The organism is Spirosoma pulveris (genome assembly GCF_054781875.1).
This window is the reverse complement of sequence record NZ_BAAGTO010000009.1, coordinates 194,938-220,595: the sequence shown is the minus strand read 5'-3', so window position 1 is coordinate 220,595 and position 25,658 is coordinate 194,938. Positions and strand designations below refer to the sequence as shown.

The window sequence follows — 25,658 nt, the reverse complement described above, 5'->3', positions numbered from 1 at the left end:
CTGAAAGCATCTAAGTGCGAAACTGGCCTGAAGATGAGTGTTCCGGTATAAAGGGGTGTTGTAGACGACGACGTTGATAGGCGGCAGGTGGAGGTGGTGAGAGCCATAAAGCCGAGCCGTACTAATGACCCCGGAAGCGTGTTTATGATTTGCTTTGCATCAGTGGTGAATCAAGTTCAAAAGATCAATAGCTCTCTCTGTAGGAAAAAAGACACCAAGATATTGTGAGAAGGGAGTTTATACTTCCTGGGAATCACAGAAGAGTCAATTAGGTTGGTGTAGTTTAGGCGGGTGTTCACCTCTACCATTTCGAACAGAGCCGTTAAGCCCCGTACTGCCGATGGTACTGCTGTCATAAGCGGGAGAGTAGGAAGATGCCACCTATTGAAACAGCGAAAGCCGTTCACCCAGTGAACGGCTTTTTGCGTTTAGGTCAGGGTAAATAGAGCCTAAATTGTCAAAAATTGATGTGCTGGCTACCTAACTTCCTGGATTCAGCTTGATCGCATAAGAAGAAGTTACCGTAATTTCACGTTCTAATTCTTGATTTTCATGAAGCGCAGCTCTTTAGCCTATTCTCTAATGCGTACATCCTCTCTTACGCTAGTTTGTTTAATATGGGCAACGATAATATCGTTTGCTCAATTTATAGAACCCAAAACAAGCCCTGTTGATTTAATCAACCCGTTGATGGGGACAGCATCGAAGCCAAGTTTGTCAACGGGCAATACGTATCCTTCAATTTCACTGCCTTGGGGAATGAATTGTTGGATGCCCCAGACTGGAAAAATGGGAGATGGATGGGCGTATACTTATGATGCTGATAAGCTTCGTGGCTTCAAACAAACTCATCAGCCTAGTCCTTGGATCAATGACTACGGTCAGTTTGCTATCATGCCCATAACCGGAAAAATTCGCTTTAATGAGGACGAGCGGGCTAGTTGGTTTTCGCATAAGTCTGAAATAGCAAAACCCTATTATTACAAGGTTTACCTGGCAGATCATGATGTAACAACAGAGATTAGCCCAACTGAACGAGCAGCGTCTTTACGCTTTACCTTCCCCGAAACGGAAGAAGCTCACGTTGTAATTGACGCGTTAGACAAAGGTTCTTACGTGAAAATCATTCCTGGTGAGAATAAAATTATCGGCTATACGACAAAGAACAGTGGTGGTGTTCCTGCAAATTTTAAAAACTACTTTGTCATCAAGTTCGACAAGCCATTTGCCAAGACAGCCACCTGGCATGGAAAAGAATTGTCGTTAAAAGACCTCGAACAAACGGCTGATCATGTTGGGGCTGTTGTAAGCTTTAAGACCAAAAAGGGTGAGCAGGTTGGAGCCAGAGTAGCATCTTCATTTATCAGTCCTGATCAAGCAGAACGTAATCTTGCAGAGATCGGTAATGATTCATTTGAGGCTGTAAAAGATAAAGCAAAAGCAATCTGGAATAAAGAGCTGAGTCGGGTAAGTGCGGAAGGTGGTACGGATGAACAGCTTCGAACCTTTTACTCGTGTCTGTATCGGACTATGTTATTTCCCCGCAAGTTTTATGAGCTGGATGCCAATAAAAAAGTAATGCATTACAGCCCATACAATGGTGAGGTCTTACCCGGTTACATGTTCACCGATAATGGGTTCTGGGACACCTTTCGGGCAGCATTTCCCCTGTTGAACTTGCTTCAGCCAACCATGAACGCCCATATTATGGAAGGATTGGTAAATGCTTATAAGGAAAGCGGGTTTCTGCCTGAATGGGCTAGTCCAGGTCATAGAGACTGTATGGTGGGCTCTAACTCAGCATCGATCATCGCCGATGCGTATTTAAAAGGCATCCGGACAGGCTACAATATCAACACGCTTTACGAAGCTATCCTGAAGAATACGCAAACCGAAGGGCCGCTGAGTTCGGTTGGTCGAAAAGGGGCATCGTATTATAACCGGCTGGGCTACGTTCCGTACGATGTTAAGATCAATGAAAATGCGGCCCGGACACTGGAGTATGCCTATGATGATTTCACGATCTATCAACTTGCTAAAGAGTTAAAGCGACCCCAATCTGAGATCGATTTGTTTGCCAAACGCTCGCAGAATTACCGCAATCTCTTCGATCCAAGTACGAAACTGATGCGGGGTAAAAATGAAAATGGTACATTTCAGTCCCTTTTCAATCCGTTTAAATGGGGTGATGCTTTTACGGAAGGAAATAGCTGGCATTACACCTGGTCGGTGTTTCATGATGTACAGGGACTGGTCAATTTAATGGGTGGCCGTAAGGAGTTTACTAAAATGCTCGACTCGGTATTTGTCGTACCACCCGTTTTCGATGATTCCTATTATGGATTTGTGATTCATGAAATTCGTGAGATGCAGATCATGAATATGGGCAATTATGCCCATGGCAATCAGCCGATTCAGCACATGATCTATCTCTACAACTATGCGGGACAGCCTTGGAAATCGCAGTACTGGCTTCGTGAAGTGATGAATCGAATGTACCAGCCAACACCGGATGGCTACTGCGGAGATGAAGATAATGGACAAACGTCGGCCTGGTACGTGTTTTCCGCCATGGGCTTTTACCCTGTTTGTCCGGGTACTGACCAATATGTGCTGGGAGCGCCTTTATTTAAAAAGGTCACACTGAAGTTAGAGAATGGTAAAACTGTAACCATTGATGCGCCGGCCAACAACGCCCGGAATCGGTACGTAAAAACATTAACGGTTAATGGAAAGCCTTACAGTCCGAATTGGCTGAGTCATAAAGGGTTAATGCAGGGCGCCACTCTTAATTTCGAAATGACGGACAAACCCGATACCCAACGAGGAACAAAAGCGGCTGATTTCCCTTACTCTTTCTCAACCGCGAAATAATAAATACCAGCGATTTCTGGAATACTAAATGGTATTCCAGAAATCGCTGATCATTTGAAGTACTTCATCAACAGTATCAGCAACGAGCAGGATGGACCGGTTTTCTGGTTTAAGAAATCCGTCGGCAACCATCCGGTCGAGTTGCTTCAGCATGAGGTCATAAAAACCATTGGTGTTGACGATAGCGACAGGTCCGTCATACAGCTTGAGTTGCCGCCAGGCCAGAATCTCAAATAATTCATCCATTGTGCCATAGCCGCCCGGTAATGCAATTACGCCTTTGGATAACTGTACCATTTTGAACTTGCGTTCGTGCATGGTTTCAACAAAATGCAGTTCTGTCAACGTTTGGTGAGCCACTTCCAAATCAGCGAGAAAGTTGGGAATCACTCCCGTTACTTCGCCCCCACTTTTTAACACAGCGTTGGCCACATTGCCCATTAAGCCAAAGCCGCCCCCGCCATAAATAAGGCGGACGTTATTAGCCGCCATTTTCTCTCCGAGCTCAACAGCTACTTCATTATAAATTGGATTGACGCCGAGGCTCGACGCACAGTAAACGACAATACTTTGCATATGAAAAACAAACGGACGTTTGTTAAAAGGTCTAAAAAATAGCTATTCAACCCGTTTATAAAAGAGCTTCAGCTAACGTATTCATCGCTAATCCGCCAAACTGACCAGAACTCATCAGCAGAAAAACAGTTGCTGCTTCCTGTTGCTCAACCAAAAAGAGTTGCAGTTCTTCAGGCTGGCTGAATACACGTAAGCCGGCCTTATTAAAGGCTGTAAGCACATCGGTTGTCGATATAGCCTCTGGGTTGCCGCCTGACGCGTTTTCATCGACGTAAACAACACCAACATCAGCTTTGTCTAATGTGCCCTCATATTGGTCGAGAAACGCTTTATTTAGGCTACTGAAGGTAGACAACTCAACAACAGCTACGACTTTTCGGCCGGGGTACTGATGCTTTACAGCCTCGGTAGTTGCCTCTACTTTGGCAGGTGAATGGGCAAAATCACGGTATAGAATTCGTCCGCCCTTTTCGCCAACTTTTTCCAGCCGCATTGCTACAGGCTTGAACGTTGGAATAGCTTCATAAAATTGATCTTCGGTGATTCCGATCCGGTCGCAGACAGTCATAGCGCCAGCAATATTTTTCAGGTTATGTTCACCAAATACCTGTACCGGAATCCTGGCCCCTTTTTTCGTTACCAAAATAGTTTTGCCCTCAACCGTTGTGGCCGGGTGAGGCAGGTAAGGAATCTTGGTAATATCGGTGCGCTCTTTCTGCCCAATTACATCGAGCATATCATCTGATTCGTCAAAAACCAAAATTCCCGCTTTCGGCATGGCCTCGGCCAGTAACTCGAAAGCGTCGACGTACTCATCCCAGGTTGGGTAAATATTAACATGGTCCCAGGCAATGCCGCTGATCAACGCAATGTGTGGCTGATAGTGGAGAAACTTTGGTCGGGCGTCAATTGGTGAAGATGGGTATTCGTCTCCTTCGAGGATAATGACCGGTGCATCGGGTGTTAACTGAGCCATGGTCTCAAAACCGTCAATCTGTTCACCTACCAGGTAATCAAATTTTCTGTTGTGATACTTCAACACATGCAGAATCATGGCAGTTATAGTCGTTTTGCCATGGCTTCCGGCAATAACTACCCGTTGCTTCTCTTGACTTTGCTGATACATGAACTCAGGGTAGGAGTAGATGGGCAAGCCCAGTTCCAGCGCTTTCACGAGCTCCGGATTATCTTTATGAGCGTGCATGCCAACAATAACGGCGGTTAAACCCGAATGGATTTTTTCAGGGAACCATCCCATTTCAGCTGGTAACAAGCCATGTTGCTGCAAACGGATGCGGGATGGGTCGTAGATTTCGTCATCGGAGCCCGATATGGTATAGCCTTGTTGTTGAAGCGTCAGGGCAAGATTATGCATGGCACTGCCGCCAATGGAAATAAAATGAATAACCTGAGACATTCGGTAAAATCAATCTGTGTCGAGTGACAAAAGTAGACGTTCTTTTTGGTTTCAGGAAAGAAGATAATGGTACGGCTCAAAAAGCTGATTCTGGTACTATTAATTTTATGTTTGTTACGAATCAAACCCCCTTGTTTTTCGTTGACTAACGTACGAATTAACTTTAGTTGGAAAGCCGGAATGCCGGACTACCATTTTTCGGGTCAAATTCGCGCCTGTTTTTTGAACACAAACCCCATTTTATGCGTCAAACGTAAGAATGAAGACATACTATGACCTGATTGACCAGACGTTCGAGTTCCCAACGCGGGAGTTCAATGTCGAGAACAATGAACTGATGTTCAACAATGTTCCTTTAATGGACATTGTCAAGCAGTACGGTACCCCGTTGAAACTGACGTATCTGCCGAAAATTACGGAGCATATTGACCATGCCAAGCTGCTGTTCAAGAATGCTATGAAGCGGTACAATTACAAAGGCAATTACACCTATTGCTATTGTACGAAGTCGTCACACTTTCGGTTTGTACTCGACGAAGTTCTTAAGAACAACGTACATCTCGAAACGTCGTCAGCTTATGATATTCAAATTATAAGGGAGTTATACAAGGCGAATAAGGTCAATAAAGGTACTTATATCATCTGCAACGGATATAAACGACCGCTTTACACGCAGTATATAAGTGAGCTACTCAACGAGGGTTTTACCAACTGTATTCCGGTTCTCGATAACCTGAAAGAGATCGAAGCGTACGAAAATTCGGTAACAGCCGATTCCGTTAACTTTGGTATTCGAATCGCTACGGATGAAGAACCGAATTTTGCGTTTTATACGTCTCGTCTGGGCATTCGGTACAGTGATGTGAATGAGTTGTACCGGAGCAAAATTCAGCCGAATGAAAAGTTCAAGCTGAAAATGCTGCACTTCTTCATTAACACCGGCATTAAAGACAGTGCTTATTACTGGAGCGAATTAAGCCGGTTCATGTATAAATACTGTGAGTTACGGAAAATGTGCCCGGACCTCGATTCTATTGATATCGGTGGGGGCATGCCTATTCAGACGTCGTTCCAGTTTACCTACGACTACCAGGCCATGATCGATCAGATTGTGGAAAGTATTCAGTGGATCTGCAACAAGAATAATGTACCCGTGCCGCATATTTTTACGGAGTTTGGTTCGTACACTGTTGGCGAAAGCGGAGCGGTTATTTACAAAGTAATCGACCAAAAACTCCAGAACGATAAGGAGTTGTGGTATATGATCGATGGGTCGTTCATTACGCAATTACCGGATTCATGGGGGTTAGGGCAGAAATACATTATGCTGTCTGTCAATAACTGGGAGAATCCGTATCAGAAGGTGAACCTGGGCGGACTAACCTGCGATTCGCACGATTTCTATAATACTGAAGCGCATAGTGCCGATTTGTACCTGCCCATTTTTGACCAGGATACGGAAGATCAGTACATCGGACTTTTCCATACCGGTGCTTATCAGGAATCGTTGGGTGGATATGGTGGAATCCAGCACTGCCTGATCCCGGCGCCCCAGCACGTTATTGTGGATAAAGATGAGGATGGTAACCTCCGAACCCGTTTGTTCGCTCCTGAGCAAAACAGCGAGGTAATGCTTAAAATTCTGGGCTATGGTGGCGCTGAGCCGGGCATGACAGAACTCGAAGCGACAGAAGCCGCTGAAGAGCGGGAGGAAGAAGCTGAATTAATAAAAGACGAAAACTAAATTTTGTCGGACCGGGAGCCCGGTCCGACAAAAATCTAACGAATCGTACTGTTTTTGGCACTATATTCGTTTATAAATCTGAAGGTTAAATCAAAAGCAGAGGCTATCGATTCATGAAAAAACTACTGGTTTTTGGTGCCGTATTGGCAACATTATCGCTTGGAGCATGTTCGCGTAAAGCAAATTGCCCGGCTTATGGAAGCGTACAAAAGCCGGCCTCCGGACAGGTTCGAGCTTAAAGAGAAGTTTACCTCACAAAAAATGCCTCTAATTCTGTATGAGTTAGAGGCATTTTTTGTGAGGTTTTGTTTAGGCATATTCCAGTACAAACCGGGATGCTTCCAGTAAGTTGGGTGCGCACCCATCACAGTCGGGGGTGAGTTCGGGTTCGTGAGCAATTCGAACGGTACGAACTCCGACACGCTTGCCGGCCTGCATATCCCGAAGTGCGTCGCCGATCATCCAGGACTCGTTGGGCAGAATATCGTATTTCGCCATTGCTTTCTCCAGCATTAGCGATCCGGGTTTCCGGGTGAGTGACTCTGTATCGTATTTGGGGTGATGCGGGCAGTAATAAATATCGTCGATGAGTTGGCCGCACTGCTCTTGTAAATACTGATAACAAGCCATAACATCATCGCGGGTGTACAGCCCCCGGGCAATACCGGCCTGGTTAGTAATCACAATGAGCAAATATCCAGCATCTTTCAGTAAGCGGAGAGCTTCCGGCACACCGTTGGGAATTATAAAGTCCTCAATCCGATACACATAGTCCGTTCGGTCTTCATTCAAGACGCCATCCCGGTCTAAAAAGATACATTTGTTCATTGATGATACAGACTTTTTGAAAAGCAATAATGCAATTATTTGACCAAATAATTGCATTATTGCTTTAAAATACCGTTAAATATTAGGAAGCGGCCGCCAATACCTTATTTATCAGGCTGCAGACCACATAAAGATGGCTTTTAGTCTATATGCCTAAATCGGCCAGACGTTGCTCGAGCGCCTGAATTTTAGCGTCGGCATCGGCCAGCTTCTGACGCTCACGGTCAACGAGTTCAGGTTTGGCATTAGCAACAAACTTTTCGTTCGACAACTTTTTGAGCGTTGATTCCCGAAATCCAATATTGTATTCCAACTCCTTACGCGTACTGGCAACTTCCTGTTCTACATCGATTTCGCCAGCTATGTTGACAAAGTATTCGTCGCCTTTGATCAGGAACGAAAGTGCCAATCCGGAAGCAGCCTCACTGGCTCCCTGTTCATTTACATAACTAATAGCCGAAACGTTGGCCATTTTCTGCACCAGCGCTTCCAGCTTCCCGAATCGCTCGGGCGTAATTGTTTTAATGGCTAGTGGAAGATCCGTTTTAGGCGAGATCTGTTTTGCATTCCGAATGTTTCGAATATTCGAGATTATCTCAAATAAGGTGTCGAAATCGGTCAGAATATGCGCATCGACGGCACTGGCCTTCGGAAACGACGAGATGCAGATACTTTCTCCCGGTTTACGTTCGCGAATATCCTGCCATATCTCCTCCGTAATGAACGGCATGAACGGATGGGCAAGACCCATTAGCCGTTCGAAAAAATTAATTGTGGCCTCGTACGTCGTTTTATCAATTGGCTGCGCAGTACCGGTTGCTGCATCAAATGGGGGTTTAATGAGTTCGAGATATTGCGAACAGAAATCATCCCAGATCAATTTGTAAACGGCCTGTAGCGCATCCGAAATCCGAAATTTGCTGAAATCGTCTTCGATCTGAATCAGCGTTGCATTCAGTTTCGATTCGAACCATTGGATTGGTAGGGATAACGCATGCGTTGTATCGTTCTCGTCGGCCACCGTCCATCCTTTCACCAGCCGGAACGCGTTCCAGACTTTATTGCTGAAATTGCGGCCCTGTTCAACCAGCTTCTCGTCGAACATCAGGTCATTCCCGGCCGCCGAACTGAACAGCATACCCGTGCGTACGCCGTCGGCACCGTACTGGTCGATGAGATCGAGGGGATCGGGTGAGTTACCCAACGATTTTGACATTTTGCGGCCCAGCTTATCCCGAACAATACCCGTTAGGTATACATTCTTGAACGGCGCTTCGCCCCGATACTCATACCCGGCAATGATCATCCGGGCCACCCAGAAGAACAAAATCTCGGGGGCTGTAACGAGGTCGTTGGTTGGATAGTAATAGTTGATGTCGGCATTTTTAGGGTCTTTCAGCCCGTCAAATACCGACATCGGCCATAGCCACGACGAGAACCAGGTGTCGAGTACATCTTCGTCCTGCGTCAGATCCGCTTCGGTCATGGCGAACAGCAGTTTCTCATGCTGTACTTTCTCCAGTGCTTCGTGCTTATTTCTGGCGACAATGATGGTACCATCCTGCATGTAAAAGGCCGGAATACGCTGCCCCCACCAAAGCTGACGGCTGATACACCAGTCGTGGACATTCTCCATCCAGGAGCGGTACATGTTCTTAAACTTGGGCGGTACCAACTGAATGGTATCGTCCATGACGTTCTTGAGCGCTGGTTTCGACAGCTCATCCATTTTCAGGAACCACTGCAACGACAACTTAGGCTCAATAACGGCCCCGGTCCGCTCCGACGTACCAACGTTCGATTTGTACTCTTCGGTTTTTTCCAGATTTCCAGATTCTTCCAGCAGTTTGATGATAGCCTTCCGGGCGGCAAAGCGATCCATTCCGACCAGAATCTGGGCTTTCTCGTTCAATGTGCCATCGTCGTTCAAAATATCGAGAACCGGCAGGTTGTGGGTTATTCCCAGGGCATAGTCGTTCGGATCATGAGCGGGCGTAACTTTCAGGCCACCCGTTCCGAAGTCCATCGTTACATATTCATCCGTAATGATGGGGATTTCGCGGTTGATAAGCGGGATCAGGGCTTTCCGACCGTGCAGGTGCTTGTACCGTTCGTCGTTCGGGTTAACGGCAATGGCGGCATCGGCCATGATCGTCTCCGGCCGAACCGTGGCGATAGTGATCGAATCCTGCCCGTTACTTCCGGCTATTTCGTACCGGATGTAAACCAGTTTTTGTTGAATTTCTTTGGTGATAACTTCTTCGTCAGACACTGCCGTTTTACCCTGAGGGTCCCAGTTCACCATGCGAACGCCCCGGTAGATCTGTCCCTTTTCGTAGAGGTCAACAAACACGTCGATAACCGAGTCGTGTAAGGCTGGTTCCATGGTAAAGCGCGTACGATCCCAGTCGCAGGAAGCGCCGAGCTTACGTAATTGTGCCAGGATGATGCCACCATATTTATGCGTCCATTCCCAGGCGTATTCCAGAAACTCTTCGCGGGTGAGGTCTTTCTTACTAATGCCCCGTTCTTTGAGCATCGCTACCACTTTGGCTTCGGTGGCAATACTGGCATGATCGGTGCCGGGTACCCAGCAGGCGTTTTTGCCTTCCATACGCGCTTTCCGCACCAGTACGTCCTGAATGGTATTGTTAAGCATATGGCCCATGTGCAGCACACCGGTCACATTTGGGGGCGGAATGACAACCGTATAAGGCTCACGCTCGTCGGGCGTAGACTTGAAAAACTGGTTGTCAAGCCAATACTGATACCATTTGGCTTCAATCTCCTGGGGGGCGTATGTCTTTGAAATCATAAATCAGTTGAAATACTATGCCGTACAATCCTGCAACGTGGTGTTATCCTAAAAACCGATTGTGAGGACTATGGATAAAAGGCAAAATTAACTAAATTGGATAGGGCGAAAAAACGAAAGCATGTCTTTGCTAGTTTTATAACTACACTTCATGACCAGCACACATGGAATTCGGGAAAGTACAGAACCTTAGTAACGTAAATTTCAGCTTACCACCCGGTGCTGCCTTCAATGGCCGAATTTGGGCGACTGTTGAGCAAATACAACATAGCGGTCGATGTCAGCCATCGGTTTCTATTGGTGGCCCTGTGTGGGCTAACAAAGATTATGTCGGAAAAGTGTATCCGTCTACTGCCAGAGAAAAGGAGTTTTTGCACTACTACACCCGGCAGTTCAATACTATTGAGCTGAATCTGACCCACTACCAGATTCCAACGTTGGGTATGATCGAGAAATGGAAGATGGAAGCAACGGACGGCTTTACGTATTGCCCCAAATTTCCGCAGATGATCAGTCACGAGCGGCAACTGCTAGCAACTGAAGGCCTGACCGAAGAGTTTGTGAATGCCGTCTTGAGCCTGGAAGAATACCTGGGTATGACGTTTCTGCAATTACCACCCAACTTCAGTCCTGATAAATGGCCGGTTCTGGAAGCCTACCTCAAGAGTCTGCCCGATGAACTGGATGTTGCCGTCGAGTTTCGTCACCCCGACTGGTTCAGCAAAACGGCTGTCTGGCAGCAAACCCTCGAAAGGCTGTATAACCTTCACCGGCACGTGGTCATTACCGATGTCGCCGGTCGGCGCGATGTGCTGCATATGGGTCTAAGCAGCCCGGTACTGACACTTCGCTTCATCGCCAACGAAGGTCACCCCACAGACTATACCCGGACCGATGCCTGGGTGCAGCGGCTAAAAACCTGGTTTGAAAAGGGTCTTCAACGGGCTTATGTATTTGTGCATGGGGGCGGTGACAACGATACCGCCCCCGAACTGATCGCCTACTGGATTCGCGAACTGAACAAACATTGCGGCCTGAATCTGCGCCAGCCCGTTCTCCAGCCGAAAGTAGTGCAGGGAAGTTTGTTTTGATTTATATTGCATTCTATGAACTACAAAGACAGAATTGTTTCTGACCACCAGGTTATGCTGGGTAAACCTGTTATTAAAGGCACACGCATTACGGTCGAGTTAATCCTGCGTAAGTTGTCGGAAGGTGCGGTAATGGCTGATTTATTAGCCATGTACCCACATTTACAGGAGTCAGATATTCTGGCAGCACTGATGTACGCATCTGAGGTTTTAGCAAACGAAGAAGTAATTATGCTGAAAGCAGCATGATTATCGCTGACGAGAACATCGATCACAGTCTTATTTTGTCAATTCGTAACCTGGGTATTGAGGTGTACTCGGTTTATGAATCAAACCGGGGTATTCGTGACGAAACCGTAATAGAGTCATCTCGAAATCCACCACGTATTATTCTGACAGAAGATAAAGATTTCGGTGAGTGGGTGTTTGCGCATAATGTGAAAGGAATCAGTGTTCTTTTTCTTCGGTATCATTTTAAAGAGACCGAAGCCATGCGCGAAGTACTAGTCAAGCTTCTAACCGAAAGACTAGATGAATTAGTTGGTTGTTTCACAACCGTAACGATTCAAAAAATTAGAACCCGTCGCATCGACTGAATCTCATCTTAAAGTAGTACAGGGAAGTTTGTTTTGATTTACAGGCCGGACCCTTTACCTTTGTTGCATGATTTCACAGGTAATAACGTATCGGCATCACCATTCTGAGCGGTAACGCAGCAGAACGAGATGCTCGTGTTTGTGAATTCGGAGAGATATTCCTGACTACCACAATATACAAAGCCCGGTTCTGCCTAGGAACCGGGCTTTTTCTGTACAACGGAAAATATGAAAACGGTTATTATCAAATACAACGCGGGTAATGTACAGTCGGTGATGTACGCGCTGGACCGCCTGGGAGCGAGTTATCTGCTTACCGACGACGAAGCCGAAATTCGCTCGGCCGACAAGGTTATTTTTCCCGGCGTGGGTGAGGCCAGTACGGCCATGGCTTATCTGCGGGAACGTGGATTGGATAAACTGATTCCATCGCTCAAACAGCCGGTGCTGGGCACCTGCGTGGGTATGCAGCTCATGTGCCGTTATTCCGAAGAGAACAACACGACCTGCATGGGGATTTTCGATATTGACGTCCGCCGGTTTCCGAACGATGCCGGGCTGAAAGTGCCGCATACCGGCTGGAACAACATCCATACGCTGCGGGGTCCGCTTACGGAAGGCCTACCGGACAATGCTTATGTCTATTTCGTTCATAGCTACGCGGCCGATGTATGTCCTGAAACAACGGCCATCTGCGATTACGTTCGGCCGTTCAGCGCCATGCTGCACCAGGATAATTTCTATGCCGCCCAGTTTCACGCCGAAATCAGCGGAAATGTAGGCCAGCGGATACTGGAAAACTTTTTGACGTTGTAGTGTCGGGCGTCCCGCCTGGAAGAAATGTGAACAAGTGAAATTGAAACGATTGATTCGTTGACACAAGAATCGGTACCAGAACTTATAATCACGGCCGGGCGGGATGCCCGGTGATACATACATGTATATTATTCCCGCTATTGACCTTATTGATGGTAAAGCCGTCCGGCTCACTCAGGGCGACTACAATCAGAAGAAAGAATATAACGCCCGGCCGCTCGAAGTGGCCAAACAGTTTGAAGACGCCGGACTAACCCGCCTGCACCTGGTTGACCTCGATGGAGCCAGGGAGAAACGGGTTATCAACTGGAAGGTTCTTGAATTGATAACGTCAAAGACCAGCCTGCACGTCGATTTCGGCGGTGGCGTTCAATCCGACGAAGACTTACGGGTTGTGTTTGAATGTGGGGCAAAGCAGGTAACTGGCGGAAGCATCGCCGTGAAAAAACCTGACCAGATGGAGCGGTGGCTTTCGCAACTGGGTTCCGAAAAGCTGATTCTGGGTGCCGATGCCAAAAACGAAAAAATCGCCGTCAGTGGTTGGGAAGAAGGTACCGATGTCTGGATCTATGACTTTCTGCAAAACTGGGTGGATAAGGGAATAAAATACGTAATCAGTACTGATGTGGCGAAAGATGGGCTGTTGCAGGGGCCTTCGTTCGATCTATACCGCAACATGCAGGATCAATTTCCCGACTTGAATATCATTGCCAGCGGGGGCGTCAGCAACATGGCCGACATTGAAACTCTGGCCGATATGAATGTATTCGGCGTGATCGTCGGTAAAGCGATTTACGAAGGGCGCGTAACGTTGAAGGAACTGCAGAAAATTAGCGGGCAATGACCATCGATTATACCATCAGCGACGATAAAACGAAACTTGATCTGGATCTGATTCACCGGTTTTTGAGCCAGGAAGCGTACTGGTGCAAGAACATTCCGATGGACATTGTGAAGCGCTCGATTGACAATTCGCTTTGCTTCGGTGCTTATCTGGGCGATGATCAGGTTGGTTTTGCCCGCGTTATAACAGACCAGGCTACGTTCGGTTATCTGGCCGATGTATTCATCCTGTCCGAACATCGGGGTAAGGGATTATCCAAACAACTAGTAGCCTTTATTATGGCGTACCCGGCTTTGCAGGGCTTACGCCGACTCATGCTGGTTACATTCGACGCCCATGGCTTGTACGAGCAGTTTGGCTTCAAACCCATCGACATGCCCGAAAATACAATGTCTATAAAAGCTTTCACTGCCTACTAATGCTGACAAAACGAATTATTCCCTGCCTCGATATAAAAGACGGTCGCACTGTAAAAGGCACCAACTTCGTCAATCTCCGCGATGCTGGCGACCCCGTTGCACTGGCTGCCGTTTACGCCGAACAGGGTGCCGACGAACTGGTATTCCTGGATATTACCGCCACCGTCGATGAGCGTAAAACCCTTATCGAACTCGTTCGAAACGTAGCGCATACGATCAACATACCGTTTACGGTTGGCGGGGGCATCTCGTCTGTTGCCGATGTGTCGACCTTGCTCAACGCGGGAGCTGATAAGATCTCGATCAACTCATCGGCCGTTCGCAACCCCGGCCTGATTAATGAGCTGGCGCTGGAATTTGGCAGCCAGTGTGTGGTCGTGGCTATTGATACACGTTATGTGAACGACGAACATATCGTTCATACCCACGGTGGACGTAAGCCTACGGAATTGCGCACGATTGCCTGGGCGAAAGAAATAGAAGAAAGAGGGGCGGGTGAAATTCTGCTGACGTCAATGGATACCGACGGTACCAAAGCCGGATTTGCCCTTGAGCTGACCGCCCGGATTTCGGGAGCGGCCAATATTCCGGTCATTGCCTCGGGCGGAGCAGGTACCATGGATCACTTTGTCGATGTGTTCACCATAGGGAAAGCCGATGCCGGGCTAGCCGCCAGTATCTTCCACTTCAAAGAAATTGAGATCCCTGACCTGAAAGGGTATTTGCGGGAGAAAGGAATTGAAATGCGGATTTGAAAAGTTTGGGCCAGCCTCCAGCCTGGCCCGTCAAATTTGCAGGGGCTAATCCAGAAATTGGCCCAGCCTTACACCTTAGAACTTAAACCCTAAATCCAGCGATACGACCCGGTTTTTAGAGGTTAACTCACTAGCCCGAGCTACGTTGATCAAACCACGCTGATAACTCATGCCGATATTGAAGGCGTTGTTTTGATTGATTCGGTATTGAACGCCCGCGCCAAGTAACAGCTCAATATCACCGAAACCGTACTGTCGGCGGGTGCCGCCACTTTCGGCCATGTAGAGACCATTGCGGGTTGGCTCCACGGCATGTTCAGCTAATTTTAAACTCAATAGGCCGCCCGTTTGCACATACAGCCGCATATTGGGGCCAATGTTATTGGCAAACAACTTCACTGTTGCCGGAATTTGGAGGTACTGTAAATTATAAACCGATTCCTTTTCGGGGGCACCGGGGTTCCACCGCGACTCGCCAAATGAGCCGGGCATTTGAAAGCCGGATCGCTTAATGGTGTAGAAAAGTCCCGTACTGAACGCATACCGGTCTTTAAAGAAAAAGTAGTCCAGTGTTGGCCCGACACTCATCCGAACACCCGCGCCATTGTTACGAAAACCAGCGTAAGAACCGGTGCCTTCGGCCGTGTTAAGATTGAGCGATGGCGCAAAACGAATGCCCATTTCAATCAGGTGAGTTGGCCAGGCATAATCGGGGCCGGAACCGTAGCCATTATTGTCGGTCTGGTTACCGGTGGTTTGTTGCTGCTGCTTTTTCCGTCGTCGTTTGCGGTCGTCGTCATATTCCCTGCGGTTTTTGTCCTGACCGTCGTAATTATCACCTAAGATTTTTCGGAATCGCCTATCCGTAGCGTTCGATTCCTTCGTTCTCATCTGGTATAAAGCGGGTGATGTAGATTGTGCCCAGCCACACCCAACGGACAACATGACCAAAATCAATCCGAACCCTGCAACTTTTTTCATAATTTTGCACGTTTTCTATATTGAAAACACGTGATTTTCATGCGAATATGGTTGGCCCTTGTAGGCCTCTTTTGCTTCTTTTTATTGACTTCGTGTACTAAAAACGAAGACATCACCCTTATCCGGCTCAACCAGCAGCTTTTTCCCGGTAAATCGCCCGATAGTATTCGGGCTTTACTAAACCGGAATCCAGCCGTAGCTCAATTGTACTTTAACGCGAACGGAGCCGGAAATGATACAGCACTCGTCCGGGAATTGACCAACCGGGTTTCAAATCCGGCACTTAGTGAACTCAATAACCAGATTCAGACTGAATTTGGCGATATGGCCGATCTGAAAAGTCAACTGGCTGAAGCCTTTACAAACATAAAGAAAGACTTCCCCGATTTTCGTTCGCCTAAAGTGGTTACCGTTGTAACGGGTTTCATGGGCCCTGACCTGGTCGTTACCGATAGCCTGATTGTGATTGGCCTCGATTACTTTGCCGGACCGAAAGCCAAATACCGTCCGCCCACACAAGAATTTCCTGAATATATCCTGCGTAGATACCAAAAGCAGTACATCGTACCAGCCATTGTGTTTGCTATCTCCGACAAGTACAATGCCACCAACCGGGCCGATCAGACCATGCTGGCCGATATGGTGTATTATGGTAAAGGATACGTATTCACAAAATCCATGCTGCCCAACATCGACGGCGAACCCGTTGCCGACAGCCTGATCATCGGATATACAGACAAACAACTGACCGAAACGTTTAATGCGCAGGACATTGTTTGGGCGCATTTTATCGACAATAAACTTTTATACCAAACGAGCCCTGCTATAAAACAGCGATATTTGAATGAGCGGCCGTTTACGGCCGAAATTGGTCAGGCTTGCCCCGGTGCGATTGGCCGTTGGGTGGGCTGGCGAATTGTGGGCCGGTACCATGACGAACACGGCAGTGTTGGCATTCCGGAACTAATGCGAAATTCTGATGCCCGGCAGATTTTTGAGCAGTCGGGTTATAAAGGACAGAAAGAATAGTGAATTAGTAGTAGTAAAAAACGTGTAGTGGGTTGTTTCGTGAAAACGTACTGCACCTAGTAGACTACTGCACCATTCTACCAAAAATAATGGCAAAGAGAGGAAGAAGTTTTGGCGAGGAAGCCAGCGAAGAGGACAAAAAGAAAATTAGTCGGGAAGGGTTTAAAAAGGCACTGAGCATATTTCAGTTCGTGAAACCCTATCGATTGCAGTACATCATTGGATTCGTGTTCCTGATTTTATCGACGGGTACGACTATGAGTTTTGGTCTGCTCATCGGGCAGATAACGAGCGTTATCCAGGGAAAATCGGCGTTTACGCTCAATCAGGTCACGCTGTTTTTTGTGGGCGTGCTGGTGGCACAGGCCATTTTCTCATTTTTCCGAATTTACTTTTTCTCGCAGGTGAGTGAGCGAGCCATGGCCGATGTGCGTCGGGCAGCATACAGCAAAATCATTACCCTGCCGATTCCATTTTTTGAACAACGACGCGTTGGCGAATTGACCAGCCGTATCTCCGCCGATATTTCGCAGTTACAGGACGTACTGACACTGACCGTGGCCGAATTGTTCCGGCAAGTCGGCACGCTGACCATTGGTACGGCGATCATTTTTTATGTTTCCTGGAAGCTGACGCTGTTTATGCTGGCAACCTTCCCGGTTATCATTGTGGCGGCTATGGTCTTCGGCCGGTTTATTCGTAAGCTGTCCAAGCAGGCGCAGGATTTGCTTGCTCACGCAAACATCATTGTGGAGGAAACCCTCCAGTCGGTGAACGTGGTGAAAGCCTTTACGAACGAGAAGCTGGAGATCAATCGTTATGGAACAGCCCTGGAGCGGGTGGTTAATACCGCACTCCGGGCGGCCCGGTTCAGGGGCGTGTTTGTTTCGTTTGTAATTTTTGCGCTCTTCGGCGGTATTATCGGGGTTGTCTGGTATGGTGGTTCGCTGGTAATTTCCAATGAAATGCCGTTTGCCGACTTGCTGACATTTATCGTTTACACAACCTTCATTGGCGGTTCGGTAGCAGGTATGGGCGATTTGTACGCTCAGCTACAAAAAACGATTGGTGCTTCGGAGCGGATACTGGAGATTCTGGAAGAGCCGTCCGAAGTAGATGCTACCGAAGAAACACCCCTGTTTGTACCAGTGCTTGGTAATGTTCAGTTCAACGATGTTCGGTTCTCGTACCCATCCCGCCCGGATGTACCCGTATTGAAAGGTATCACGCTCAATGTAGCTGCCGGTCGGAAAATTGCACTGGTGGGTCAGAGCGGAGCTGGCAAATCGACAATCGTTCAATTGCTGATGCGCTATTACCCAATTGGTGGTGGTCAGGTAACGGTCGATGGCCGGGATTTGTCGGGGTTCAATGTAACGGAGCTACGCAAGAATATTGCTGTGGTACCGCAGGAGGTTATGCTGTTTGGCGGGACCATCCTCGAAAACATTCAATACGGTAAGCCCGGCGCATCCGAAGCCGAAGTGCGCGAAGCCGCGCGAAAAGCCAATGCGCTCCAGTTTATCGACTCCTTCCCCGAAAGCTTACAAACCATTGTTGGCGAGCGTGGAGTTAAACTATCCGGTGGCCAGCGGCAGCGAATTGCTATTGCCCGTGCCATTCTGAAAGATCCTGCCATTCTGATTCTTGATGAAGCAACGAGTTCGCTCGATGCCGAATCGGAGCGACTTGTTCAGGAAGCACTGGATATACTGATGCAAAACCGGACTACGATCATCATTGCCCACCGGCTGGCCACCATCCGTAAAGTAGACATGATTTACGTGATGCGAGAAGGGCAGATTGCCGAAGCGGGCACCCACGACGAGTTGGCAACCCAGGAAGACGGCATCTACGCCAATCTGGTTAAATTGCAGTTCGAAACGATAGAATAAAGACTAATTGATAATGCACAGTGTATAATGAGCACCATAAGTAATCAGTGAATGTTCATTATACATTATACATTTCACATTCCTATAGATCATGACTTTGGCTGCTAAAACCCTGAAAGACTTTAACCTTCGCCATACCAGTGGCCGGGAGGAAGTCCTTGCTTTGTTTTTGAATGCCGGTCATGCACTGGCCCATAACGATGTCGAAAATGGTTTGGGTCCTGACCATGACCGCGTAACGATTTACCGAACGCTGCGGACATTTCTGGACAAGGGGCTGCTGCACAAAGTGCTGGATGACGAAGGGGGGACAAAATATGCCCTCTGCCGCGATAATTGTTCGGAAGGACACCATCATCACGACCATGTCCACTTCAAGTGCGAAGCCTGTGGGCAAACCACTTGCCTTGATAAAGTCAGCATACCAACCATTGCGTTACCCGAAGGTTACAACCGAAAGGAAATGAATCTACTCATTCAGGGGGTTTGCCAGGGTTGTAATAAGTAATTGATTGTTTTTGTCATGCTGGAACGCCAGCCCGGTGCCGAATGCCCCCAGAAACTACTTTTCTCGAACGTCAGCAGGAATTCAGTCAGAAAGAACAGGCTGCTCAAGGTAAATACAATCAACTTGCCTTCTGGCGGCTCATCTGGTTTGTTGGAGCCGTTGCCGGGGTTTGGCTGCTCGCCCGGCTTGATGAGCAGTTAGCTGCGGCTGGTGCTTTACTGATCGGCCTGATTGGGTTTATGATTCTGTTGAAAAAGCACCAGAACATTCGTCAGGAGCGAGATCTGTATCATCACCTTGCCTTTGTCAATCAGGATGAGCTAGCCCGACTTAAGCGCCAATACCTGCGTTCTGAAACCGGCGAACAGTTTGTTGGCCCTACTCATTACTACGCGGGTGACTTAGATGTTTTTGGTAAACACTCACTTTTCCGACTACTTAACCGTACCCACACGTACGAAGGTCAGAAACGGCTGGCAAGCTGGCTAAAGGCTCCCACGGCACCGGATTCCATTCGATTGCGCCAGGAGGCTGTAGCCATGCTTAAACCGCAACTGGAATGGCGTCAGCAGCTGGAAGCGCTGGCTTATGCGGAGCCAACCATTAGCCAGTCGCCGGATGCGCTGGTTAAATGGGCCACGGCTAAAGGAGAGTCGTTGCCGGGGTACTTATCCATTGTTCGTTTTGTTTTTCCCATCATCACGCTGTGCATATTTGTTGCCTGGTTAATGGGCTATGCTCAGGGAGCCGCCGTTTTGCTGGCACTTGCCGGGCATGGTCTGGTACTCAGTCAGGTTTCAAGGTTGGCGAAAGATGTTAGTGAACAGACATTTGAGATCTCGACGGCACTGAAGGCCTATCAGGCGTTACTCCAGCAGGCCGAACAGGTGCAAGGCGATTCTATACGACTGCGGGCTATTCGGCAGGCACTCACGTCAGACAATAAACGGGCTGCTTCGGAAGCGATCGGCCAACTCGGACGGCTTACGGAAGGGTTAAACTTCCGCCGAAATCCTTATTTCGTTTTGCTGCTTGGTGTAGTAACACTCTGGGACATTCATTACCTGCTTCGGCTCGAACGCTGGCGGCAAACGCACGGGCCGTCACTTCATCTATGGTTCGACGCACTGGGCGAACTGGAAGCCCTGAATAGTCTGACCGGCTTCTCGTACGCGCATCCGTCTTACGCAACTCCCGATATCGTTGATGATAAGTTTGTGCTGGAAATAACAGCCGCTGCTCACCCATTACTGGCAGAAAATAACAGCATCGCTAACTCCCTCATCCTGCGCGGTGCCGGGCAAACTGTTTTGATTACCGGCTCTAACATGTCGGGGAAAAGCACGTTTCTGCGGACTGTAGGCACGAACGTAGTGCTGGCATTAGCAGGCGCCGTGGTGCGTGCCGACCAATTCCGATGTTCGCCCGTTCAGGTGTTTACGAGTATGCGTACGCAGGACTCGCTCGAAGAAAGTACCTCGTCGTTCTACGCCGAACTTAAACGTCTTCAAACACTTATTGGCCTGACAAGCCCGACTAAATCAACGGCCGACTCACCAACTGATCGGCTACCAATGCCTGTATTATACTTTCTGGATGAAATCTTGAAAGGCACGAACTCCGCCGACCGTCATCGGGGCGCTGAGGCTCTTATTCGGCAGCTACATCACACAACGGCGTCTGGCTTCGTATCGACCCACGATCTTGAACTCGGGCAGCTTACGGATGCCGATGGTTTCGTGCGTAATTATCACTTCCAGTCAGACCTGATTAACGGCGAACTTGTCTTCGACTACAAACTCCGCAATGGTATCTGCCAGAGCTTCAACGCCAGTCAGTTGATGCGGGCCATCGGTATTGATATGGACGCCCTTCGGAAGTAAAACAAGTATCGTATTCGTCTGATACAGCGCCTGCTCAAGGCCTGCTTTAAAACTGAAAGTAGATAAACTGAGCGGGTTTATTAAACGCGCCAAAGAGTAGAATAAGTAAGATACCCACATAATACACACTCCATCTAACCCAGATGGGTTGCATCCGGAAACGAGTCTGCCAGGAAGGATTTCGCTGTAAGTAATGCACCAGTTCCATCAATACGATAGCCAGCAGCGAAAAAGTAAATAATTGCTCTGATTCTTTTAGCAATATATGGGTTCGTACAAATTCCGGATTGCTCAGATGATTCCAGGTATACTGCCAGCCCACGGCTAAATGGCTGATAATATAAAAAGCATCCTGTACGCTTGATGCCCTGAAAAATATCCAGGCGAAGCTGACAAATGAAAACGTTAAGCCTACGTGCAGCACTTTTTTGATGAAAACAGGATTGGCATTCGATCGTTTTCTACCACGGCGGGCCACTAATTCTACGAATAAGTAAACTCCGTGTAGCGCCCCCCAAATAACAAATGTCCAGTTGGCTCCGTGCCAGATACCACTGAGTATAAAGACCAGGAAAAGATTGAACGCCTGTCGCCACATGGGTACCCGATTTCCGCCCAAAGGAATGTATACATAGTCTCGAAACCAGGTTGACAGGGAAATATGCCAACGGCGCCAGAACTCAGTAATGTTTTTGGAAAAATAAGGCCGGTCGAAATTCGTCATCAATTTGTAACCCATTACCCTGGCAGCACCAAGAGCAATGTCGGAATATCCGGAGAAGTCGCAAAAAATCTGAAAAGAAAACAGTACAGTCGCCAGTACCATTGATGGCCCCATGAACTGTTTCGGGTGGCCGTAAACTGAGTCGACCATTGGGGCTAGTCTATCGGCAATAACTATCTTTTTAAAGAACCCCCAAGCCATTAATTGTAAACCGCTCACTACATTCTCATAATTGAAGACTTGCCGGGTATGCAGTTGTGGTAAAATGTTTTGTGGACGTTCAATGGGTCCCGCAACCATTTGTGGATAAAACAAGACATAAAGCGCGTAAATCCCTAAGTGCCGCTCTGCCCGCTGATTTCCCCGGTAAACCTCGATCGTATAACTCATCGCCTGAAACGTGTGGAACGATAGGCCAATGGGGAGTGCCCACGAAATCAATGGAAGGCTCGTTGCTCCATCGGGCGTGTGCAAAAAACCAGGTAGGCTGCCGACTATGAAATTGTAGTATTTGAAAACAACCAATAACCCAATGTTAGCGACTAAACTCGTGATCAATAAAATTTTACGCTGTTTTCCTGTCGATGCTTCAATACCTATACCGGCTAAATAATCGACCAGTATTATGAAAAAAAGGACTAGAATATAAACGGGCAAAAAGCTCATATAGAAATAGCAGCTTGCCAGCAATAACCAGGCCCAGCGAACGCGATGTGGCAACACGAAAAAAAAGACAGTTACTAAGGGAAAGAAGAACAGGAAGTGAACTGAATTAAATAACATAATGCCGTTTAATTACTCGATAGAAGTGTTGGCTGATTTACCCGACGCGTCAATGGTTTTAAGAGACCAGCCAATTGTAAGGAACGGTCATGACGGCCAGCAGACGCCAGGTGATATGCGCTGTCGAAAAAGCAGGAGTCGGGGTACATATTTTTCTCCGGCTGACTTAGCACGTTAACAAATCTCAAATTTTTTAACAGGTTGGTATAAAGCTTAATGGCAGGTTGATTTGCCATAAACGTACTCTCAGACAGCGCAGGATAAGTGAGTAGCATACTGACATTACGCTGCCGAAATTCCTTTGCCAGTGCGTTTATTAAGGCAATCTCTTTTTTATAGTCGAGGGGCTTTATATCCAGTTGGGCAATTTTTTCTGGCGCCTTGTTGTTGAGCGGGCTAATGAGGTCTCCCTGTGGTGAGAATCCAGCTCGAAAATAAACAGATGTAGTATCGCTTATTCGAGCAGACCGCTCATCTTTGATCACTAAAAGGAAACTGGATTGAATGCGTCTGATCCAGTACTTTACGCGACGTACAGCAAAGCTTAGGGGATGATCGAACGTGATGTAATTCAATGCCGGTGAGTAGCACACGCTGGTATAAAACTGCATATACTCATCGCCGTCACTGAGGAAGTATTCAGGGGTTAAGAGGACTACATCTCCCGAATGAGCAATGCTTTGTACCTGGTTAAGCATGAATGGAAGACCTAAACCTGCGTGGATTGCAAGGTTTACAACAGAAATATGAAGGCTGTCTTCCAGCAACTTACTGTCAATGCCAAACGCCGTCCCGGAGCCCCCTACCAGCAGCAGCCGCGGACGGTCTTTCAGACTTTCGGCCCGGTTTTGTTTATCGACTATGGAGGAAAAGTAATTTGCTTCCTGATGCTGATTTACGTATTGGTACATGACATAAAGGGTTAGTACCAAAGAACTTGATAACAGGATTATCCTGGATAAAAGGGTATACATTTCAATATATAAGCCTGTTAATTAAGTGTAATTGTTTTGATTGAATGTAGCTATCCGATAAGTGGCAGACGGTATACCACTTCGCCACCTGTGTTTAACCCTTGTCCTAAACTGATAAAGTTGAGAAGTATAACCCTCCGGAAGATGTATCCAGAAAGTACTAGATGGTTTATCGACTTCGGATGCAGCTCATCTACCCAGCAATATTGATTATTGCAGCGGTTGCCGCTACTCAATGGTACACCTACTCGTGTTCACTCATTAAGGTAACTTGAAAAAAAAGTACAAATTAAGTCACTTTACCAGTAAAGTGACGTTTCTCAATCCATTCTAATTGGCTTAAACTTGCGCTAATTGCATCAGTTAAGGCTACTAGAAAAATTGTAGTTTACTTAAACCAGTGCTAAAACAACCCCTTCCAGCACTTGTTAGATATATCGAAAGCAGTATATTTGCCGTTGCAATAATAGTATGCAAGCATACTATTATTGCAAATCTTATGTAGATGATTACGAAAAGCAAACTTCTGAATAGACAGGGCATAAAAAAGCCTTCCCGAATGGGAAGGCTTGCGTTAGGGTGGTGATGGACGGAATCGAACCGCCGACACAAGGATTTTCAGTCCTTGGACAAATGGTTTTATGTGGCTCCATATGAATCAATAATGGTGATTATCAGTCGTATATAGATTAATTTAAGCCAGCAAAAACCGAGTAAAACCACCCATTGTTGTACCTTTGTTGTACCAACAATGAGATGTTGTATGTCGGAAGTTAAGCTCGTTCTGCGCCAGAAACCCAATAAGGAAGGCAAATTGCCTTTGGCGTTACGCATCACAAAGGATCGCAAATCCTCTTTCATTCATTTAGGTTACCATCTTGATCCCACTGAATGGGACGACGCTAAAGGGCAAGTTCGGAAATCACATCCGAATAGCGCTCGGCTCAACAATTTTATCAAGAAAAAACTGATCGAGGCCGAAGATCAGTCTTTAGAGCTCAAAACGCAAAAACCACACACTTCGTCACGCGCTATCAAGCAGAAGATCAAACCTTCTGCTGGCAGTACATTTTTTGCACAGGCGGACCTTTATTTGCAACGACTGAAGGAAGCGGGCAAGTATAATCAATACACCGCCGACAAGCCGCGTGTAAAACACTTCAGAGAGTTCATCAAGCATGATCTTCCTTTTCCGGAAGTCACGGTTGCTGTGCTGGAACGCTTTAAAAGCTACGTCCGCATAAAGCTCAATTTATCTGAGCGGTCGGCTGTCAATCACATTGTCATGATGCGTTCAGTTTTCAGTCACGCCATCAAGGAAGGCGTGGTCGATGAAAAACATTACCCATTCGGCAAGGGCAAAATGAAGATCAAGTTTCCAGACTCGTCTAAGATTGGCCTCAACAAAGATGAAGTAGAGAGCTTAAAAACCGTTTCCCTTGAAGGACAGCCGCATCACGCTCGTAATCTGTGGATGATCTCTTACTACTTTGCAGGTATGCGGGTGAGTGATGTCTTACGCTTAAAATGGAGCGATTTTCAAAATGATCGCTTGCATTATGCAATGGGTAAGAACAATAAAGCCGGTTCGCTTAAACTCAGACCAGAAGCCACCCAAATTCTAGATGAGTACAAAAGTTTTAAACGAAACGCAGACGATCTTGTGTTCCCTGAGCTGAAAGATGTCAATCTTGACGACAAATTTGTCGCCCAGCGTACTATCGCTTTTAAGACGAGTGCTATCGACAAATGTTTAAAAACTCATGTCGCACCAGCCGCCAACATCGAAAAAAATCTGACAATGCATCTTGCGCGTCATTCGTTCGCACAGTTGGCAGGAGACAAAATTCCTGTGCAGATTCTGCAAGAGCTTTATCGCCATAGTAGCATTATCACGACTATCGGCTACCAGTCAAATTTCACAACTCAGCAAGCAGACGAAGCCTTGGACAAAGTGATTAATGGTGTAAGTATATAAATGAATTTAAGATATAACTGGATTTTTGTTGTCTTTATGGGATAGAAAAATTACCCCAAGATGTTTTGCTATAAAAAAATTTAAAATGCAGACCGCTGACGAAACACCATCTAGTAATGATCCAAAAT

General features: G+C 47.2%; 21 protein-coding genes and 2 rRNA genes. 16 read left to right on the top strand and 7 right to left on the bottom strand.

Going from position 1 to position 25,658, the window contains the following annotated elements; translation table 11 throughout:
- The 3 genes from ACYVJM_RS25085 to ACYVJM_RS25075 all read left to right on the top strand — a co-directional run.
- Positions 1 to 146, top strand: a 23S ribosomal RNA gene (locus tag ACYVJM_RS25085); the annotation flags it as partial.
- 126 nt (positions 147 to 272) lie between these two features.
- A 5S ribosomal RNA gene (gene rrf, locus ACYVJM_RS25080) occupies positions 273 to 383 on the top strand.
- A gap of 199 nt (positions 384 to 582) precedes the next feature.
- Positions 583 to 2,874 (top strand): GH92 family glycosyl hydrolase, encoded by a 2,292-nt coding sequence (locus ACYVJM_RS25075; RefSeq protein WP_461150983.1) that lies wholly within the window; start codon positions 583 to 585, stop codon positions 2,872 to 2,874.
- Positions 2,875 to 2,898: 24 nt separating this feature from the next.
- On the opposite strand, the gene ACYVJM_RS25070 is transcribed toward ACYVJM_RS25075, so the two are convergent.
- Positions 2,899 to 3,450, bottom strand: coding sequence for an LOG family protein (locus ACYVJM_RS25070; RefSeq protein ID WP_461150982.1), 552 nt, complete (start codon positions 3,448 to 3,450; stop codon positions 2,899 to 2,901).
- A gap of 55 nt (positions 3,451 to 3,505) precedes the next feature.
- Positions 3,506 to 4,867, bottom strand: a complete 1,362-nt coding sequence (locus ACYVJM_RS25065; protein ID WP_461150981.1) for a UDP-N-acetylmuramate--L-alanine ligase — start codon at positions 4,865 to 4,867, stop codon at positions 3,506 to 3,508.
- 259 nt (positions 4,868 to 5,126) lie between these two features.
- On the opposite strand from ACYVJM_RS25065, the gene ACYVJM_RS25060 reads away from it, so the two are divergent.
- Complete coding sequence (locus tag ACYVJM_RS25060; RefSeq protein WP_461150980.1) at positions 5,127 to 6,611, top strand: type III PLP-dependent enzyme domain-containing protein; 1,485 nt, start codon at positions 5,127 to 5,129, stop codon at positions 6,609 to 6,611.
- Between the two features lie 309 nt (positions 6,612 to 6,920).
- Here the strand turns inward: ACYVJM_RS25060 and ACYVJM_RS25055 are convergent, their stop codons facing one another.
- Both ACYVJM_RS25055 and ACYVJM_RS25050 read right to left on the bottom strand, forming a co-directional pair.
- Positions 6,921 to 7,439: a D-glycero-alpha-D-manno-heptose-1,7-bisphosphate 7-phosphatase gene (locus ACYVJM_RS25055; protein ID WP_461150979.1), complete on the bottom strand. Its 519-nt coding sequence runs from the start codon at positions 7,437 to 7,439 to the stop codon at positions 6,921 to 6,923.
- Positions 7,440 to 7,584: 145 nt separating this feature from the next.
- A complete protein-coding gene (locus ACYVJM_RS25050) occupies positions 7,585 to 10,254 on the bottom strand; it encodes a valine--tRNA ligase (RefSeq protein ID WP_461150978.1) in 2,670 nt (889 codons plus the stop codon).
- Positions 10,255 to 10,418: 164 nt separating this feature from the next.
- On the opposite strand from ACYVJM_RS25050, the gene ACYVJM_RS25045 reads away from it, so the two are divergent.
- From ACYVJM_RS25045 to hisF, 7 genes are all read left to right on the top strand, one after another.
- A complete protein-coding gene (locus tag ACYVJM_RS25045) occupies positions 10,419 to 11,345 on the top strand; it encodes a DUF72 domain-containing protein (protein ID WP_461150977.1) in 927 nt (308 codons plus the stop codon).
- Positions 11,346 to 11,360: 15 nt separating this feature from the next.
- Positions 11,361 to 11,594 carry a DUF433 domain-containing protein gene (locus ACYVJM_RS25040; RefSeq protein ID WP_461150976.1) on the top strand — a complete coding sequence of 78 codons (234 nt, stop codon included), beginning with the start codon at positions 11,361 to 11,363 and terminating at the stop codon, positions 11,592 to 11,594.
- Positions 11,591 to 11,941, top strand: coding sequence for a DUF5615 family PIN-like protein (locus ACYVJM_RS25035; protein ID WP_461150975.1), 351 nt, complete (start codon positions 11,591 to 11,593; stop codon positions 11,939 to 11,941). The genes ACYVJM_RS25040 and ACYVJM_RS25035 overlap by 4 nt, the downstream gene beginning before the upstream one ends.
- 228 nt (positions 11,942 to 12,169) lie before the next feature.
- On the top strand, positions 12,170 to 12,757 hold the full coding sequence (gene hisH / locus ACYVJM_RS25030) for an imidazole glycerol phosphate synthase subunit HisH (protein ID WP_461150974.1): 588 nt from the start codon (positions 12,170 to 12,172) through the stop codon (positions 12,755 to 12,757).
- 121 nt (positions 12,758 to 12,878) lie between these two features.
- Positions 12,879 to 13,601 carry a 1-(5-phosphoribosyl)-5-[(5-phosphoribosylamino)methylideneamino]imidazole-4-carboxamide isomerase gene (hisA, locus tag ACYVJM_RS25025; protein WP_461150973.1) on the top strand — a complete coding sequence of 241 codons (723 nt, stop codon included), beginning with the start codon at positions 12,879 to 12,881 and terminating at the stop codon, positions 13,599 to 13,601.
- On the top strand, positions 13,598 to 14,020 hold the full coding sequence (locus tag ACYVJM_RS25020) for a GNAT family N-acetyltransferase (protein ID WP_461150972.1): 423 nt from the start codon (positions 13,598 to 13,600) through the stop codon (positions 14,018 to 14,020). Before hisA ends, ACYVJM_RS25020 begins: the two co-directional genes overlap by 4 nt.
- Positions 14,020 to 14,775 (top strand): imidazole glycerol phosphate synthase subunit HisF, encoded by a 756-nt coding sequence (hisF, locus tag ACYVJM_RS25015; RefSeq protein WP_461150971.1) that lies wholly within the window; start codon positions 14,020 to 14,022, stop codon positions 14,773 to 14,775. The genes ACYVJM_RS25020 and hisF overlap by 1 nt, the downstream gene beginning before the upstream one ends.
- A gap of 75 nt (positions 14,776 to 14,850) precedes the next feature.
- Here hisF and ACYVJM_RS25010 read toward each other — a convergent pair whose 3' ends face one another.
- Complete coding sequence (locus ACYVJM_RS25010; protein WP_461150970.1) at positions 14,851 to 15,756, bottom strand: porin family protein; 906 nt, start codon at positions 15,754 to 15,756, stop codon at positions 14,851 to 14,853.
- A 39-nt stretch (positions 15,757 to 15,795) separates the two neighbouring features.
- Here ACYVJM_RS25010 and ACYVJM_RS25005 point away from each other — a divergent pair, with 39 nt between their 5' ends.
- The 4 genes from ACYVJM_RS25005 (at position 15,796) to ACYVJM_RS24990 (ending at position 21,071) form a co-directional block, all read left to right on the top strand.
- A complete protein-coding gene (locus ACYVJM_RS25005) occupies positions 15,796 to 16,785 on the top strand; it encodes a gliding motility protein GldB-related protein (RefSeq protein WP_461150969.1) in 990 nt (329 codons plus the stop codon).
- A gap of 89 nt (positions 16,786 to 16,874) precedes the next feature.
- Positions 16,875 to 18,680: an ABC transporter ATP-binding protein gene (locus ACYVJM_RS25000; RefSeq protein ID WP_461150968.1), complete on the top strand. Its 1,806-nt coding sequence runs from the start codon at positions 16,875 to 16,877 to the stop codon at positions 18,678 to 18,680.
- Positions 18,681 to 18,771: 91 nt separating this feature from the next.
- A complete protein-coding gene (locus ACYVJM_RS24995) occupies positions 18,772 to 19,188 on the top strand; it encodes a Fur family transcriptional regulator (RefSeq protein WP_461150967.1) in 417 nt (138 codons plus the stop codon).
- A gap of 41 nt (positions 19,189 to 19,229) precedes the next feature.
- Positions 19,230 to 21,071, top strand: a complete 1,842-nt coding sequence (locus ACYVJM_RS24990; RefSeq protein WP_461150966.1) for a MutS-related protein — start codon at positions 19,230 to 19,232, stop codon at positions 21,069 to 21,071.
- Between the two features lie 46 nt (positions 21,072 to 21,117).
- Here ACYVJM_RS24990 and ACYVJM_RS24985 read toward each other — a convergent pair whose 3' ends face one another.
- Both ACYVJM_RS24985 and ACYVJM_RS24980 read right to left on the bottom strand, forming a co-directional pair.
- Entirely contained in the window at positions 21,118 to 22,578 is a 1,461-nt protein-coding gene (locus ACYVJM_RS24985; protein ID WP_461150965.1) for an MBOAT family O-acyltransferase, read from the bottom strand.
- 8 nt (positions 22,579 to 22,586) lie between these two features.
- Positions 22,587 to 23,489, bottom strand: a complete 903-nt coding sequence (locus ACYVJM_RS24980) for a hypothetical protein (protein ID WP_461150964.1) — start codon at positions 23,487 to 23,489, stop codon at positions 22,587 to 22,589.
- A gap of 826 nt (positions 23,490 to 24,315) precedes the next feature.
- Here ACYVJM_RS24980 and ACYVJM_RS24975 point away from each other — a divergent pair.
- Positions 24,316 to 25,530: a tyrosine-type recombinase/integrase gene (locus ACYVJM_RS24975; protein ID WP_461150963.1), complete on the top strand. Its 1,215-nt coding sequence runs from the start codon at positions 24,316 to 24,318 to the stop codon at positions 25,528 to 25,530.
- The last annotated feature ends 128 nt before the right edge of the window (positions 25,531 to 25,658 follow it).

What these genes read in the sequence shown, in the direction of transcription:
- ACYVJM_RS25075 (WP_461150983.1), top strand. Translation starts at nt 583, where the DNA reads ATGCGTACATCCTCTCTTACGCTAGTTTGTTTAATATGGGCAACGATA.
- ACYVJM_RS25070 (WP_461150982.1), bottom strand. Translation starts at nt 3,450, where the DNA reads ATGCAAAGTATTGTCGTTTACTGTGCGTCGAGCCTCGGCGTCAATCCA.
- ACYVJM_RS25065 (WP_461150981.1), bottom strand. Translation starts at nt 4,867, where the DNA reads ATGTCTCAGGTTATTCATTTTATTTCCATTGGCGGCAGTGCCATGCAT.
- ACYVJM_RS25060 (WP_461150980.1), top strand. Translation starts at nt 5,127, where the DNA reads ATGAAGACATACTATGACCTGATTGACCAGACGTTCGAGTTCCCAACG.
- ACYVJM_RS25055 (WP_461150979.1), bottom strand. Translation starts at nt 7,439, where the DNA reads ATGAACAAATGTATCTTTTTAGACCGGGATGGCGTCTTGAATGAAGAC.
- ACYVJM_RS25050 (WP_461150978.1), bottom strand. Translation starts at nt 10,254, where the DNA reads ATGATTTCAAAGACATACGCCCCCCAGGAGATTGAAGCCAAATGGTAT.
- ACYVJM_RS25045 (WP_461150977.1), top strand. Translation starts at nt 10,419, where the DNA reads ATGGAATTCGGGAAAGTACAGAACCTTAGTAACGTAAATTTCAGCTTA.
- ACYVJM_RS25040 (WP_461150976.1), top strand. Translation starts at nt 11,361, where the DNA reads ATGAACTACAAAGACAGAATTGTTTCTGACCACCAGGTTATGCTGGGT.
- ACYVJM_RS25035 (WP_461150975.1), top strand. Translation starts at nt 11,591, where the DNA reads ATGATTATCGCTGACGAGAACATCGATCACAGTCTTATTTTGTCAATT.
- hisH (WP_461150974.1), top strand. Translation starts at nt 12,170, where the DNA reads ATGAAAACGGTTATTATCAAATACAACGCGGGTAATGTACAGTCGGTG.
- hisA (WP_461150973.1), top strand. Translation starts at nt 12,879, where the DNA reads ATGTATATTATTCCCGCTATTGACCTTATTGATGGTAAAGCCGTCCGG.
- ACYVJM_RS25020 (WP_461150972.1), top strand. Translation starts at nt 13,598, where the DNA reads ATGACCATCGATTATACCATCAGCGACGATAAAACGAAACTTGATCTG.
- hisF (WP_461150971.1), top strand. Translation starts at nt 14,020, where the DNA reads ATGCTGACAAAACGAATTATTCCCTGCCTCGATATAAAAGACGGTCGC.
- ACYVJM_RS25010 (WP_461150970.1), bottom strand. Translation starts at nt 15,756, where the DNA reads ATGAAAAAAGTTGCAGGGTTCGGATTGATTTTGGTCATGTTGTCCGTT.
- ACYVJM_RS25005 (WP_461150969.1), top strand. Translation starts at nt 15,796, where the DNA reads ATGCGAATATGGTTGGCCCTTGTAGGCCTCTTTTGCTTCTTTTTATTG.
- ACYVJM_RS25000 (WP_461150968.1), top strand. Translation starts at nt 16,875, where the DNA reads ATGGCAAAGAGAGGAAGAAGTTTTGGCGAGGAAGCCAGCGAAGAGGAC.
- ACYVJM_RS24995 (WP_461150967.1), top strand. Translation starts at nt 18,772, where the DNA reads ATGACTTTGGCTGCTAAAACCCTGAAAGACTTTAACCTTCGCCATACC.
- ACYVJM_RS24990 (WP_461150966.1), top strand. Translation starts at nt 19,230, where the DNA reads ATGCCCCCAGAAACTACTTTTCTCGAACGTCAGCAGGAATTCAGTCAG.
- ACYVJM_RS24985 (WP_461150965.1), bottom strand. Translation starts at nt 22,578, where the DNA reads ATGTTATTTAATTCAGTTCACTTCCTGTTCTTCTTTCCCTTAGTAACT.
- ACYVJM_RS24980 (WP_461150964.1), bottom strand. Translation starts at nt 23,489, where the DNA reads ATGTACCAATACGTAAATCAGCATCAGGAAGCAAATTACTTTTCCTCC.
- ACYVJM_RS24975 (WP_461150963.1), top strand. Translation starts at nt 24,316, where the DNA reads ATGTCGGAAGTTAAGCTCGTTCTGCGCCAGAAACCCAATAAGGAAGGC.